The organism is Citrobacter freundii complex sp. 2024EL-00216 (genome assembly GCF_043945515.1).
Taxonomy (GTDB): Bacteria; Pseudomonadota; Gammaproteobacteria; order Enterobacterales; family Enterobacteriaceae; genus Citrobacter; species Citrobacter portucalensis.
Genome location: NZ_JBIMRA010000005.1, coordinates 309,186 through 322,351, shown reverse-complemented (window position 1 = coordinate 322,351; position 13,166 = coordinate 309,186). Strand labels below are relative to the sequence as shown.

Here is a 13,166-nt window from a genome sequence, read left to right as displayed (position 1 = left end):
TGAGGCAGCACCTGGCACGGCTGGGACGGAAGTCGCTGTCGTTCTCAAAATCGGTGGAGCTGCATGACAAAGTCATCGGGCATTATCTGAACATAAAACACTATCAATAAGTTGGAGTCATTACCCGCCGATGGAAATCCCCGCCAGCAGTACGCAGCACATCAGCGCACTGACCCAGACGGTATGCCCACCGACTCTCACTGCAAGCAGACCAAAGGCACGACGCATCCTGCGTGGATCACTCATGATTATCTGCGTTCCTAAGTAACAGAGATGCGCTATACCGCGCAGGATATAGCGCAAAACGTAGATTAATGAGCAGCCTGCGGATGAGCTAAGCCATATTCAACCAGGGCATCAGCCAGTTTTTCTAGCCCATCAATAGTTCTGATCCCAGCATTCATTGTCTGTACGTCGATGACCGGCAGATGGTTTTCCTTAACGGCAGGAACCAGCGTGGTGACAGGATCGGACTTGAGGTATTCCATCTTGATCTTCCAGTCATCTGCCGGGAAGCGGCGACGGCTCATCTCGCCGAGCACAATGACAGAAGGATTAGCTTTAGCGATAGTTTCCCAGCCCACTGTTGGCCATTCTTCGGCAGAATCAATCACATTCTTCACACCCAGTGTTTGGGCTATCCATGCTGCTGGGCCAAACTTTCCGGCAACGTAAGGATCGAGCTGTAAATCGGCACTTGAAAACCAGAACACGGCAGAAACATTCTTATCAATACCGGTAATTTTATTTTTCGCTACGGCTTCACGTGCTTTAAGGCTGGCAATCAGCGCTTCGCCTTTATCCTGAACATCGAAGATTTTTGCCAGATCGGCGACTTCCTGATACACCATGGTGATATCAAACATTCCTTTACGGACACCATCACCACCATCTTCGTTATCTTTCGCACAGTCAGCTGGCGCGGTGTAAACAGGAACCTTCAGTTCACTAAACTGTTCATAAGAGGCAACCGTGCCAGCTGGGCCGATTTGCCACTCAAACTGGCTGGCGACCAGATCCGGTTTTTTAGCCAAAATCCCTTCAAAGCTCGGAATATTTTGCGCAATAACGGCAACTTTTTCATTTTCTGTTTTATAGGTGTCCAGTACCGGGCCAAACCACAATGAAGTACCGACGACGCGATCGGCAAGCCCTAATGAATAGAGGATCTCGGTACTGTTCTGACCCACCGTTGCCACGCGCGTTGGTGCCTGATTAAAGGTAATATCGCGGCCGCAGTTTTTAATCGTCAGAGGATATTCAGTTTTTGCCGCGTTAGAAAAACCGGAAGCGAGCAGCAGAGCAGTGGTACCAAAAATAGCCAGAAGCGTTTTTTTAGAGGAGTAAAAGGTAGAATTAGCGTGCATTGTCATCGTCCCGTTGATGCCAGAATCTTAAGGTCTGGTCATGGCTCATTTCATTCCATATATCGGGAGGAGACATGAAGATAGATGACATTGAATCGTGAAATTTAAGAATAAAGATATGCGAAAAATGCAAATAATCCTGACTTAGCCAAAATCTTATTCATAAATACACTACTGCTTGTGTCAAATAATTCATCCCATGGACCATCCCGTCCACTCAATGGTATACATCATTGACAGCAGGTCTCCTGACTCACGGTAATCAGAATATCAGCCTTCCCATAAAGATAAACTTTACAGTGACCAGTGGCTTATTAGCCACACAAGGATATTCTGCATCCGCCTACAGTTGCGGGGGCAGTTATGGAATTGAATTAAATAATTCTCACCATATTCCTATTCATACACAAAATGTAATGAAATGCTGTCGAAAGTGACTCTAACGGCAATTGTTAACAAGGTCAACCACGGAATGTAAGAGGTAAAGAGATAATGCCGTTCTGAAAATGATCAGTAAAAACAATAGGATGTAGATGCATTCCTCTGTGTGTTGCTATAAATGAAAATAACAACAGAAAGCTAAATGAGAATTGATTGATGTTGATCAAACTACGAGTATGATTCAATCTCTGCGTATGAAACATATTGATCACCATCAAAAATGCTGCGGATTGGTGTTTGAATCCTTTTTTTATGAACTCTCCATATGTACCAATTGCCATTCATCCTGCATATCCATAATCACCTTAAAATCATTACGCAACCAGAAGTGATATCCTCCGGGTAAAAAATGATGGGTGTGAAGATACAACGTTTTATATTGATGTTGCTGGCAGAATACATCTGCTAAAGCAAACAATTGGCTACCAATCCCCTGTCTACGATAGCGTTCATCCACGTAGCAACGACAAATTTCTGCCGTTTCACGCAAGTTGTAACGCCCACGCAGTTCAGTAATACGATCATTATATTGACATACCGCCAGTGTGGCGATTAATTCTTGGTTTTCACTCCATGCGCAAAGCAATAAATTTCTTTCCTGTAACAGATACTGTTGTTCGAGATCAAAGAGATCTTCTTCGGCAGAAGGCATGGATCTGCCGGCATTGAAGAATAAATTAAGATGCTCAATAAGGAACGACTGAACAGCAGGAATATCGGCGTGAGTCATCTCACTAAATCTAAATGGGATCATGGCATGCATAACTCAATCTTAGAATGGAAAACGATAATAACAATAAGCCTCCTTTAAAAACAATATTGAGCGGCAAGAGTCAGAAATGCAATTATCTTTGGCGCTATTCTGCATACGGATTATAAATGGGAATCGTAAGTCCCTGCTGCTGGCGTCGGTAGTGACCACGCCGCTGAGGGGATTTGGGGGGCCACAATCGGATGGTGAGGCGCTTGCTTGTGACTGGTTCCCGTCGCAGCCGTCGCCTTCATCTGGCAGTGCGAATTTGCCATGAACAACGTACTGCTTCTTTGCGTCGGGATGCTGACGTTACTCACCGCACGCCAGAAGACCAACACGCTGTGTTCCGTTTTACCACTTACCTGCACCACTAACTCTCAAAAATGAGAGGCCGATCCTCTGAGCAGGACTTTTGTCCTCAATCACCTCACAAACGTCTGGTTACAATCCCTGCATATCTTCAATACCCATAATTCAGGAATTGTTATGACTGCACATATTAATGCCAAGCCAGGTGATTTCGCGCCAACCGTTATTATGCCGGGCGATCCGCTCCGTGCTAAATTTATTGCCGAAAATTATCTAATGGATTACCGCGAAGTCACCAATGTACGTAATATGCTGGGTTATACCGGTTTATATTTTGGGCAACCTGTTTCGGTGATGGGACATGGAATGGGCATTCCTTCAATGACGCTTTATGCCCATGAACTGGTACATGATTTTGGTGTGCAAAGAATTATTCGCGTCGGCAGTTTAGGCGCAACACAACATCATGTCAAAATGCGCGATATTATCCTGGCCATCGCAGCCGGAACGGATTCAGTCACAAATTTAAAACGTAGCGCAGGCTATGCGATGGCAACATCCGCCTATTTCCCATTATTGCAGCAGGCGTGGACGCTGGCACAGAAGGCCGGTATCGATATTAAAGTCGGCAATGTTTTTAGCGGCGATCTTTATTACGATCCTGACGAAAATTTAATACCGGCACTGGAAAAATTCGGTGTGCTGGGTGTAGATATGGAAGTAGCAGGCTTATACGCTTTAGCGCATCAGTTTAATATTGAATCGCTGGCTATTTTAACTGTCTCCGATCATTGCCTGACCGGAGAAGAAACAACCGCAGAAGAACGACAATTGACCTTTAACAACATGATTGAGTTGGCGCTAAATACTGCTGTTACCGCTTAGTTCCTGCTTTTAATTGAACCAATCAGAGATGGCATTATATGAAGAATAAAATAGCACTTACGCTGATTAGTTTTCTGGCAAATTTTATTATGGCAGGGTTTGCCAGTCAGTTCGGTATGCTAATCGAACCGATTGCAGTACGCTACGATGCCGATGTGAACACCGTTGCTTCGATATTTTCGTTGCTCAATGGTGGAGCATTAGCCGGCACCATCGCCGCCTTTTTCCTGATTGAGAAAATCGGTGTGAAGCGTATGACGCTCATTATCTATTCGATAGTGTTCCTTTGCGCTCTGGTAATGCATTTAAGCCCTGGCTTATGGCCTGTGATGGTCGCCATGACCCTGGTGGGTTTTTGCGGTGGGATCGGTCTGTGCGTGGCGGGAACGATTGTGGTATCGGTCTGGCAGGATCGTATTCAAAGTACGATGCTGGTGGTGCAGGACGCCACTTTCAACGTTGCGGGCGTGGTTTTTCCGCTGATCACGACCTTCGCCCTGACGCACAATATGTCGTGGAGTTACAGCTATCTGAGCGTAGGTATGGTGGCCTTACTCACGCTGGGCGTTGTGGCGCTCACCCGCTTTACTGCCTGCGAGACGGCGCCCACGGCAGATCGGACAGACAAGGTAAAATCGGAGTGGAATCCAGGGATTATCAGCGGAGGCATTGGCCTGTTCTTAGGTATGCTGGCGCTGTACACCTTCCTGACCTGGGCACCATTATTTGTGAAGAACAAATTTGGCATTCCCTTTGAAGAAGCAGGGAATATTATTACGCAATACTGGGGCGCTGCGCTGATCGGGGCATTAGTATCAACCGTCATTGTTTCTCGGGTGAAGATACATTATTTCCTGCTAAGCATTATTCTGCTGGCTAGCATTATTACCACAATTATCGTCACGAAGGATAATATCTCCGGGCTTGATTATCTGGCCTACAGTTACGGGTTTGTCTGTGCTGCGCTGTATAACTCATTTATTGCCTATGGTGTTTCTTTCGTGAAGCGTGCGAGCAGTCAGAACGTTTCTTATATTTTAATTAGCGGCAGTGCCGGGGCCATGTTTAGTCCGGCGATCAGCGCGCTCATGGAAAAAACAATGGGATTGCAGAAAATTATGTACGCGATACCGGTGTTGTATTTAATTATTTTTGTCATGTTGATGGTGACATTAAAACTCAAACGTAATTAAAAACACTAATAACACTTACCTCTTTAATTAAATAGCCAGTCGCCTCACCATTTATATGGTGGGGCGATACTCAACCTTACTCAAAGGAATTGAAAAATGCTGAAGAACAATAAGTTAATGATTAAAAAAACAATCCTGGGTGCAGTAGTGGCAATGAGCTGTATGCAAGCATTCGCGGCTGACTATACTGATGGCAACATCCGTAAACATGATTTTAACTGGATGCAGATGAACTTAATGCAAAGTGTGGACGCGAAAGTGCCATATGGTATTCGCAATGACACCTATCTGGAACTGGAGTTTGGTGCACGCTCTGGCATTATCGATCTGTACGGTTATGTGGATTTCTTTGATATTTTGGATCGCGAGCAGGACGATCGTCATGGGGGTGATAACTTCTTTGCCAAGATATCTCCGCGTTTTTCCCTGGACGCCATTTTTAATAAAGATTTATCCGTTGGGCCGTTTAACGAATTCTATATTGCAACGGTAAATAACATTGGCGACCGGGAATTATTTGAACATTACGTTGGCCTGGGTACAGATGTGAAGGTCCCGTGGTTTGGTCTGGTGGGAATGAACATCTATGCGCATTATGTTCGTGAAAACTACGGTGCGGATAACGAAGGAAAGTGGGATGGTTACATGTTCTCGACTAACTGGTCGACGCCATTCTATACCTTTGCCAACGGCAGTTATCTGAACTATCAGGGGTACTTTGACTACCAGTTCGCCGCGAATAAGATTGCTAATCAACCGTTATACAGCAATAACGCGATTGAATGGTATAACGGTATCTACTGGCATTCAGAGCATTATGCAGTCGGTTATGGCCTGAAGTATTTCCGTAACATGGCATTGATGGAAAACCACGGCGGAGCAGGGCGTACCACCGGGCTCGGTCACTATTTCAGCCTCACCTATAAGTTCTGATTGCGCCGAAATGACACACCAATGTTCTGTTAACGAGCGTTGGTGTGTCAGTCAATGATGTCATTGCCGAGAAATTTACGCAGCCCATCCAGATCCTTAATTTCCAGTCCTTGCTTCGTTCGCGTTACCAGCCCGGCATCCGTCAGCGCTTTAACCGCCCGCCGATAGACCCGGTCGGTAGTACCGAATCGCTCAGCTTCCTGGTATTTTTTATGGAAACCATCCATCGGCTGCTTGTTCTGATGCTGGCGATACAGGTCATACGCCACGTTATGTACGATAGGGTAGAGCATCCGGTGCAGGAAGATTTCCAGCATATCCTGATAATCAATCGCTATTGCACTGGCAAAAAATATCGCCAGTCTGGGGTGCTGATTTAGCGCTTCTTCCAGACGGTCACAGCTGCACACCGCTACGGTCAGTGGTTCTTCCGCGACGATATCAAGCTGGCAGCGATACCCGGTAAAAAACTCCATTTCACCAAACAGCTGCTCGTCGCATTCCATGGCGCCCAACTGGAATCGGCGACCATTCTCCGCGCTGTAACGCAGTGAAATTCTTCCGGATTGCACCATGATCAGTCGATCGACAACCTGTCCCTGGCGGTATAGATACTCATCTTCCTGGATAATCTGCGTTTCAGAGAGCAGTTCCTGAAATATCTTCTCAATCAAGGCATCATCCTGCTGCCAGATGTTGTGAAAACGACCTTTCGTGAGGGGTTAAAGCTGCATGACTCAACGTCTTATTGTTTAAGATAATTCTTATCTCAGACTGTATGCCATCTGCTGGGCAATGTCATTAAGAGCGCGGGGCGGATAATAAAAGGACCAGCACCATGCTGGTCCTGACACACTAAGGATGGCTGATAAAGCGAGACAGGCGCTGGCGCAGCAGGCGGTTTTCCTGGCGTAACTGAGCGTTCTCCTCCAGCAACGTCAGCGCAACGGCAATCCCTGGCCAGTCAAGTTCCAGCTCCTGACGCAGACGCACCGCGCGACGCATTACTGTCAGCGCATGATCGTCAAACGTCTCGTCTTCATGGGGTTCTATCACCCCTAAGCCGACAATCTCATGCAGTTCTTCTTCTGACACACCGGTGTACAGACAAAATTCGGTAATGGTAAAAGTGACGGTAACGTTAGCCATTATGCTTTCCCCCACTCTTTGCGCGGATCAAAGGTCTTTTGTGCATCCGCCAGCTGTTGCCACAGGGCGGCACTGGCGTCGTCAGGTTTCGGTGGCATGACTATTTTGATCACCGCATACAAATCGCCGGTATGTTTTTTACTTACCAGACCCTTGCCCTTAATGCGGAGTCGCTGGCCGGCCTGGCTGCCTGCAGGAATGGTCAGCAGGATGCTCTCTTTCAACGTCGGAACGGTTACTTTCGCACCCAGCGCAGCTTCCCACGGCGCGAGGGGAACGACAACTTCCAGATCCTGATTAACAATATCGAACAGCGGATGCGGCGCAATATGAATCACCAGCCACAAATCACCGTTCGGCCCACCGTTTTCGCCGGGGGTGCCCTGGCCTTTCAGACGGATACGCTGACCGTTACCGACGCCAGCCGGAATTTTCACATTCAGCGTTTTAGGAATTTCTCGTTCTACCATGCCAAACGCATTATAGACTGGCAGGTTGTAACTGATAGTGCGGCTATGCTCAGTAAGCGTTTCTTCGAGGAATACGGCAACTTCAATTTCAATGTCGTGCCCGCGGCTGGCAGGGCGCTGGCGTGACTGGTGCGCACGCTGACCAAAAATGGAGGAGAAGATATCGTCGAAATCTTCGGCGCTGTAGCTTTGATTCTCTCCTTGCTGGAATTGACGACTGAACTGTGGGTCGTTGCGGTGCTGCCACAGCTGGTCGTACTCGGCGCGTCGCTGCTCATCACTCAATACTTCCCAGGCTTCTGCAACCTCTTTAAACCGGGCCTCTGCGTCAGTCTCTTTGCTGACATCAGGATGATATTTACGGGCGAGTCGACGATAGGCGGTCTTGATTGTCTTGAGATCGTCTGTCGGTTTCACGCCCATAATGGCGTAATAATCCTTTAATTCCATAGCGTTCTCTCGTGTAAATCAACACTTGCAGAAGGTGAACCCTGACAACAGGTATCACCGCTAAGTTTAGGGTAATCCTGATAACGGCGAATGCCAACCGGGAAGGGAGGATATTGCGATAAACGATACAGGCATTGCACCACCAACAGCGCAGTTGAGGTTACGGCATCTGTTGTGTGGTGCGAAAAATGAGATTAGCTAAAAATCAGGATTTGCTTATCAGGAAGCGGACCGTATCAGCATAGTTTTGCACGAATGCATTAAGGTCATCTGACTTCAGTCCTTTTGGATTGATCATATATTTTCCGTTGATAAAAATGGCGGGCACACCGGTTAGATCAACTGCCTTCGCCATTTCTTGCTGCTTAGCGGTCAGTGATTTCACGGCAAAGCTATTCCATGCCGCATCATAATCACTGGCGCTGACGCCCGCGCTGATAAATACGTTACGAATATCGTCCGCTGTTTTAACGGTTTGTTTTTTCTGAACGGCATCAAAAAGCAACGGCTTAACTTTATCTTGTACGTTCAACAGCATGGCGACGGACCAGGCGTGGGTCATGTCTTGCCCCAGCGGACCTAAAAAGTCGACGTGGTATTCGGTGAGTTTGACATCTGCAGGCAATACTTTTTTCACGTTATCAGTGATTTCAAAAACTTCATCGTACTGATAACAGGAAGGGCAATAGAATGAGAAAAACTTCAGTGCGGCTGGAGCGGAAGCGACAGGTTTTTCCAGTGAGATATACTCTTTGCCGTCGGTAAATGATGCTGCCTGAGCGCTAACTGTAAAAAGTAACCCAATCAGGGGTAATAAATATTTTTTCATTTCCATATACTCTAAATAACATTTAATAAACAAATTATCTGCTAATGAATACGTTATTCATTGCGTCTGAATATAATAAGGAAATTCTCTGGAAATGCGCTGACCCTTACTTTCATTTACGCATCAGTACGTGGTGGGCATTATCTGTGTGCTGTCATGGAAATATCTTTCGGCATTCTTCGTAAATAGTGAATGATAACTTGTGTGATATTTTCATGGGTGTTTTTAGCAATGTTATAGTGTAATAAATAAAGACGGGAATATGATTAATTATCATTTCGTTTTTAAAGCGTAAATTGCAGGTTGTTGCGTTAAGTTCTGCAAATAACTCCGTAGATTTTCTTTTTCTTGTCGTGCGTGAATGAATAGGGTAAGTGTCAGAGATGAGCAACCCAAATGGATATCGCTATGATCGACCACCTGGATCACCTGGTACTAACCACCAATCATGAAGAGGCTTGCGTTCGTTTCTATGTCGAGCTTTTAGGTATGAGGCTGGAAACCTTCGCGCAAGGTCGGAAAGCCTTCGTCTTTGGCAATCAGAAAATCAATCTCCACATTCGGGGAAAAGAGTTTGAACCCAAAGCCTACGCGCCAACGCCGGGGGCGCTGGATTTATGTTTTATCACCACGCGTACGCTGGAAGAGGTGATGGAGACGTTTCAAACCCACGGAGTCGAGATTATTGAAGAGCCCGTTGCACGTACCGGTGCGACAGGACCTATTCGTTCGGTGTATGTCAGGGATCCCGATCTTAATCTGATTGAAATCGCGGTATATCCAGCAGATAGCAGGACATAACTTTACAGCGGAAAGGTTGCCAAAACCTGGCGAGTGGTTAAGATAACTCGCATCAATGAGTGAGGGTATAATGGCGAAACGTCAACGGATGGGATGGTGGTTCCTCTGTCTGGCATGTGTTGTGGTGATGGTTTGCACCGCACAACGCATGGCGGGCCTGCACGCGTTGCAGATGGATACCGCCGTTACAAGCGTTGTCGCCAGCGCACAAGTGCAGACCGATGAGGCCTCACCCGTTACCCCTTGTGAACTGAGTGCGAAATCATTACTGGCTGCGCCACCCGTATTGTTTGAAGGTGCTATTCTGGTGCTGTGCCTGCTGCTGTCATTGCTGGCGCCAGTACGGGCGTTTCGTCTACCTTTTTTCCCACCGCGAGCCATCTCGCCGCCCACTCTCCGGGTGCATCTCCGATTTTGCGTCTTCCGTGAATGACAGAACAGCCGTTGCTGACTGTTAGATAATTATTCACGGAGAAAAACTATGATGACTGTTTTCAGACAGGCGCTGCTCTGTCTGTTATTGCTATGGCTGCCCGTATCCTGGGCGGCTGAACCCGGCTGGCTGCGTTCACCCGATAACGATCACGCCAGCGTGCGGTTACGCGCTGATACGTCCGCAGGCGGAGAAACCCGTCTGTTGCTGGATGTCAAACTGGAGGACGGCTGGAAAACCTACTGGCGTTCTCCGGGCGAGGGAGGCGTTGCACCTGCTATCGCCTGGAAAGGGGAAATGCCCGCGGTCGACTGGTCCTGGCCAACCCCTGCTCGTTTTGAGGTCGCCAATATCACTACTCAGGGGTATCACGATAAGGTGACGTTCCCGATGGTGGTGCGCGGTAGAGCGCCCGCCACGCTCAGCGGCGTTTTGACGCTATCCACCTGTAGCAACGTTTGCCTGTTGACGGATTTTCCTTTTTCCGTGAAGCCCACAGCCCAGGACCCGACTTTTGCACATGACTATGCTCAGGCGATGGGACAGATCCCACTTGCCAGCGGCCTGACCGATGTTCTGAGCGCTGGCGCACGGGCGGGAAAGTTAGTCGTCGAGGCTCGCCGTGCGGGAGGCTGGACTGAACCAGGGCTATATCTGGATGCTGTTGATGATGCGGATTTTGGCATGCCGCAAATTCATGTTGAGGGGGATACATTACGCGCTACGGTACCTGTACATGACGGTTGGGGAGAAGGCGCGCCGGATCTGCGTGGTAAGTCAGTCACGCTGGTGCTGGCAGATAACGGTGTTGCCCAGGAGAGTCGTCTTGCGATTGGCGAAGCCCCGGTTGTTGAGAACGCCTCACTCCCACTGTGGCAAGTGGTGCTCATGGCACTGCTGGGTGGTTTGATCCTCAATCTGATGCCTTGTGTGTTACCGGTTCTGGGCATGAAGCTGGGCTCTATTTTGCTGGTCGAGGAAAAAAGTCGTCGCCAGATCCGTCGTCAGTTCCTCGCATCGGTAGCCGGAATACTGGTCTCGTTTATGGCACTGGCGCTATTGATGACGGTGCTGCGTTTAACCAATCAGGCCCTTGGCTGGGGGATCCAGTTTCAGAATCCGTGGTTCATTGGCGTCATGGTGCTAGTGATGCTGACGTTCAGCGCCAGCCTGTTCGGGTGGTTTGAATTCCGACTCCCTTCTGCTATGACCACCACGCTGGCGACTCACGGCGGCAACGGACTGTCGGGACATTTCTGGCAAGGTGCATTTGCGACACTGCTTGCCACGCCGTGCAGTGCCCCGTTTCTGGGAACGGCGGTGGCGGTAGCATTGACCGCTTCGCTGCCGACGTTGTGGGGATTGTTTATCGCACTTGGGCTGGGGATGAGCTTACCGTGGCTGCTGGTGGCCCTGCGTCCCGGTCTGGCGCTGCGTTTGCCGCGGCCAGGGCGGTGGATGAATATTTTGCGGCGTCTGCTTGGCGTGATGATGCTGGGTTCGGCTATCTGGCTTGCGACGTTGCTGCTCCCACACTTAGGGTTTAGCGGACAAAGTAGCGCTAAAGAAAGCGTGAACTGGCAACCGCTAAGCGAGCAGGCGATTGAGGACGCGCTGGCGCAACATAAGCGCGTGTTCATTGACGTCACAGCCGACTGGTGCATCACCTGTAAGGTAAACAAATACAACGTGTTGCATAAAGAAGACTTACAGGCCGCATTGCAACAGCCGGATGTGGTGGCGCTGCGCGGCGACTGGACACTCCCTTCTGAAGCTATTACCGAATTTCTAAAAAAACGCGGCCAGGTTGCTGTGCCGTATAACCAAATTTATGGCCCCGGTCTGCCGGATGGCCAGGCGTTACCCACGTTGTTAACCCGCGATGCGGTACTGCAAACGTTGAATGATGCCAAAGGAGTAACCCCATGAAAATGATGATTGTTCTGCTGTTGACCCTGTTTTCTGCCGTCAGTATCGCGAAAGAGCCTGCGCCGTTTACCCCGGAACAGGAAAAGCAAATTGAAGCATTAATTCAGGAAGCCTTGTTTAACGATCCTAACAGCCCGCGGATTGGCGCGAAGCAGGCGAAACTGACCCTGATAAACTTCACCGATTACAACTGCCCATACTGCAAGCAGTTGGATCCAATGCTGGAAAAAATTGTGCAGAAATATCCTGACGTGGCGGTAGTAATTAAACCGCTGCCGTTTAAAGGTGAAAGTTCGGAACTGGCGGCGCGGACCGTGCTGACGACATGGCATGAGCATCCGCAACAGTCCCTGGCATTACATGAAAAATTGATGCAGAAGAAGGGCTATCATACCGACGTCAGTATCAAACAGGCGCAGGAAAAAGCGGGAGCCAGTCCGGTGACGCTGGACGCCCAAAGTGCTGAAACGCTGAGCACTAACCTGCAACTGGCGCGACTGGTGGGGGTGCAGGGAACCCCGGCAACGATTATTGGTGATGAACTTATTCCCGGCGCGGTGCCGTGGGAAACCCTTGAGGAAGTAGTAAAAGAAAAACTGGCGGCGGCCAATGCTCAGTAAACTGCGCCGCTGGTTGCGCGAAGGGCTGATCTTACTGGCACTGTTGGCGGGGGCAATGTTGCTGATGGATGTCTGGCGCGCGCCGCAGCTCCCTGCCTCCTTTGACAGCACGCCTTTACAAACACTGGATGGTGAAACCGTCACGCTGGCGGCGCTCAGCAAAGACGAGCCGGTGTTGCTTTATTTCTGGGCGAGCTGGTGCGGCGTATGCCGCTTCACGACGCCGGAAGTCGCCAGGCTGCGTTCGGAAGGGGAAAATGTGATGACCATTGCGTTACGTTCCGGAAATGAAGCTGAGGTATCTCGCTGGCTGTCGCGTAAAGGCGTGGACTTTCCGGTCATCAATGATGCGAACGGGGCCATTTCCCGCAGTTGGGCAATCAGCGTCACGCCAACGCTGGTGGTGATGTCACAAGGTCGGGTAGTATTAACCACCAGCGGCTGGACCAGCTACTGGGGCATGAAACTTCGGTTGTGGTGGGCGAAAACGTTCTGATAAATGTGCCGGGGAAACCCGGCATTTTTTATGGCGTCGCCCTCCCCTGGAAGGCATATTTCGTTGCCTGACGAAGCAAACACAGTGATTAACGTCCAGAATCAGCC

Annotated in this window: 16 protein-coding genes, 1 pseudogene and 1 riboswitch; of the genes and pseudogenes, 10 read left to right on the top strand and 7 right to left on the bottom strand. The window is 49.0% G+C overall.

Annotation, left to right across the window (positions count from 1 at the left end):
• A partial coding sequence (locus ACHHZ7_RS09250; protein ID WP_019725171.1) for an IS1 family transposase occupies positions 1-110 on the top strand: 110 nt, incomplete at its 5' end.
• Between the two features lie 16 nt (positions 111-126).
• Here ACHHZ7_RS09250 and ACHHZ7_RS09245 read toward each other — a convergent pair.
• The 3 genes and pseudogenes from ACHHZ7_RS09245 to ACHHZ7_RS09235 form a co-directional block, all read right to left on the bottom strand.
• Positions 127-246, bottom strand: a pseudogene (locus ACHHZ7_RS09245) (iron ABC transporter permease); the annotation flags it as partial.
• A gap of 65 nt (positions 247-311) precedes the next feature.
• Positions 312-1,367, bottom strand: coding sequence for an ABC transporter substrate-binding protein (locus tag ACHHZ7_RS09240; RefSeq protein WP_395148967.1), 1,056 nt, complete (start codon positions 1,365-1,367; stop codon positions 312-314).
• Between the two features lie 220 nt (positions 1,368-1,587).
• A riboswitch (cobalamin riboswitch) is annotated at positions 1,588-1,811 on the bottom strand.
• Between the two features lie 247 nt (positions 1,812-2,058).
• A complete protein-coding gene (locus ACHHZ7_RS09235; RefSeq protein ID WP_395148975.1) occupies positions 2,059-2,562 on the bottom strand; it encodes a GNAT family N-acetyltransferase in 504 nt (167 codons plus the stop codon).
• A gap of 218 nt (positions 2,563-2,780) precedes the next feature.
• Between ACHHZ7_RS09235 and ACHHZ7_RS09230 the strand changes: the two genes are divergently transcribed.
• The 4 genes from ACHHZ7_RS09230 to ACHHZ7_RS09215 all read left to right on the top strand — a co-directional run bounded on the left by ACHHZ7_RS09230 (position 2,781) and on the right by ACHHZ7_RS09215 (position 5,882).
• Positions 2,781-2,936 carry a hypothetical protein gene (locus tag ACHHZ7_RS09230; protein WP_156183252.1) on the top strand — a complete coding sequence of 52 codons (156 nt, stop codon included), beginning with the start codon at positions 2,781-2,783 and terminating at the stop codon, positions 2,934-2,936.
• Between the two features lie 112 nt (positions 2,937-3,048).
• Positions 3,049-3,756 (top strand): purine-nucleoside phosphorylase, encoded by a 708-nt coding sequence (gene deoD / locus ACHHZ7_RS09225; protein ID WP_060682405.1) that lies wholly within the window; start codon positions 3,049-3,051, stop codon positions 3,754-3,756.
• Between the two features lie 38 nt (positions 3,757-3,794).
• A complete protein-coding gene (gene tsgA, locus ACHHZ7_RS09220; RefSeq protein WP_060682404.1) occupies positions 3,795-4,949 on the top strand; it encodes an MFS transporter TsgA in 1,155 nt (384 codons plus the stop codon).
• 96 nt (positions 4,950-5,045) lie between these two features.
• Positions 5,046-5,882, top strand: a complete 837-nt coding sequence (locus ACHHZ7_RS09215; RefSeq protein WP_060682403.1) for an outer membrane protein OmpK — start codon at positions 5,046-5,048, stop codon at positions 5,880-5,882.
• 47 nt (positions 5,883-5,929) lie between these two features.
• Here the strand turns inward: ACHHZ7_RS09215 and ACHHZ7_RS09210 are convergent, their stop codons facing one another.
• From ACHHZ7_RS09210 to dsbA, 4 genes are all read right to left on the bottom strand, one after another.
• Positions 5,930-6,556 (bottom strand): Crp/Fnr family transcriptional regulator, encoded by a 627-nt coding sequence (locus tag ACHHZ7_RS09210; RefSeq protein WP_225623078.1) that lies wholly within the window; start codon positions 6,554-6,556, stop codon positions 5,930-5,932.
• A gap of 181 nt (positions 6,557-6,737) precedes the next feature.
• Complete coding sequence (cbpM, locus tag ACHHZ7_RS09205) at positions 6,738-7,031, bottom strand: chaperone modulator CbpM (RefSeq protein WP_003832033.1); 294 nt, start codon at positions 7,029-7,031, stop codon at positions 6,738-6,740.
• Complete coding sequence (gene cbpA / locus ACHHZ7_RS09200; RefSeq protein WP_003832035.1) at positions 7,031-7,951, bottom strand: curved DNA-binding protein; 921 nt, start codon at positions 7,949-7,951, stop codon at positions 7,031-7,033. Before cbpA ends, cbpM begins: the two co-directional genes overlap by 1 nt.
• Before the next feature lie 205 nt (positions 7,952-8,156).
• Positions 8,157-8,780: a thiol:disulfide interchange protein DsbA gene (gene dsbA, locus ACHHZ7_RS09195; protein ID WP_008784313.1), complete on the bottom strand. Its 624-nt coding sequence runs from the start codon at positions 8,778-8,780 to the stop codon at positions 8,157-8,159.
• 396 nt (positions 8,781-9,176) lie between these two features.
• Here dsbA and ACHHZ7_RS09190 point away from each other — a divergent pair, with 396 nt between their 5' ends.
• From ACHHZ7_RS09190 to ACHHZ7_RS09170, 5 genes are all read left to right on the top strand, one after another.
• Complete coding sequence (locus ACHHZ7_RS09190; RefSeq protein ID WP_081003600.1) at positions 9,177-9,581, top strand: VOC family protein; 405 nt, start codon at positions 9,177-9,179, stop codon at positions 9,579-9,581.
• A gap of 70 nt (positions 9,582-9,651) precedes the next feature.
• Positions 9,652-10,014, top strand: a complete 363-nt coding sequence (locus ACHHZ7_RS09185; RefSeq protein WP_008784315.1) for a hypothetical protein — start codon at positions 9,652-9,654, stop codon at positions 10,012-10,014.
• A 48-nt stretch (positions 10,015-10,062) separates the two neighbouring features.
• On the top strand, positions 10,063-11,943 hold the full coding sequence (locus tag ACHHZ7_RS09180) for a protein-disulfide reductase DsbD domain-containing protein (RefSeq protein ID WP_060682401.1): 1,881 nt from the start codon (positions 10,063-10,065) through the stop codon (positions 11,941-11,943).
• Positions 11,940-12,563, top strand: a complete 624-nt coding sequence (locus ACHHZ7_RS09175; RefSeq protein ID WP_008784317.1) for a DsbA family protein — start codon at positions 11,940-11,942, stop codon at positions 12,561-12,563. Before ACHHZ7_RS09180 ends, ACHHZ7_RS09175 begins: the two co-directional genes overlap by 4 nt.
• A complete protein-coding gene (locus tag ACHHZ7_RS09170; protein WP_060682400.1) occupies positions 12,553-13,059 on the top strand; it encodes a protein disulfide oxidoreductase in 507 nt (168 codons plus the stop codon). The genes ACHHZ7_RS09175 and ACHHZ7_RS09170 overlap by 11 nt, the downstream gene beginning before the upstream one ends.
• Positions 13,060-13,166 lie beyond the last annotated feature (107 nt).

Coding starts and splice junctions, on each gene's coding strand:
- ACHHZ7_RS09235 (WP_395148975.1), bottom strand. CDS start 2,562: ATGATCCCATTTAGATTTAGTGAGATGACTCACGCCGATATTCCTGCT.
- cbpA (WP_003832035.1), bottom strand. CDS start 7,951: ATGGAATTAAAGGATTATTACGCCATTATGGGCGTGAAACCGACAGAC.
- dsbA (WP_008784313.1), bottom strand. CDS start 8,780: ATGAAAAAATATTTATTACCCCTGATTGGGTTACTTTTTACAGTTAGC.
- ACHHZ7_RS09175 (WP_008784317.1), top strand. CDS start 11,940: ATGAAAATGATGATTGTTCTGCTGTTGACCCTGTTTTCTGCCGTCAGT.
- cbpM (WP_003832033.1), bottom strand. CDS start 7,031: ATGGCTAACGTTACCGTCACTTTTACCATTACCGAATTTTGTCTGTAC.
- ACHHZ7_RS09240 (WP_395148967.1), bottom strand. CDS start 1,367: ATGCACGCTAATTCTACCTTTTACTCCTCTAAAAAAACGCTTCTGGCT.
- ACHHZ7_RS09180 (WP_060682401.1), top strand. CDS start 10,063: ATGATGACTGTTTTCAGACAGGCGCTGCTCTGTCTGTTATTGCTATGG.
- ACHHZ7_RS09185 (WP_008784315.1), top strand. CDS start 9,652: ATGGCGAAACGTCAACGGATGGGATGGTGGTTCCTCTGTCTGGCATGT.
- ACHHZ7_RS09170 (WP_060682400.1), top strand. CDS start 12,553: ATGCTCAGTAAACTGCGCCGCTGGTTGCGCGAAGGGCTGATCTTACTG.
- tsgA (WP_060682404.1), top strand. CDS start 3,795: ATGAAGAATAAAATAGCACTTACGCTGATTAGTTTTCTGGCAAATTTT.
- ACHHZ7_RS09215 (WP_060682403.1), top strand. CDS start 5,046: ATGCTGAAGAACAATAAGTTAATGATTAAAAAAACAATCCTGGGTGCA.
- deoD (WP_060682405.1), top strand. CDS start 3,049: ATGACTGCACATATTAATGCCAAGCCAGGTGATTTCGCGCCAACCGTT.
- ACHHZ7_RS09190 (WP_081003600.1), top strand. CDS start 9,177: ATGGATATCGCTATGATCGACCACCTGGATCACCTGGTACTAACCACC.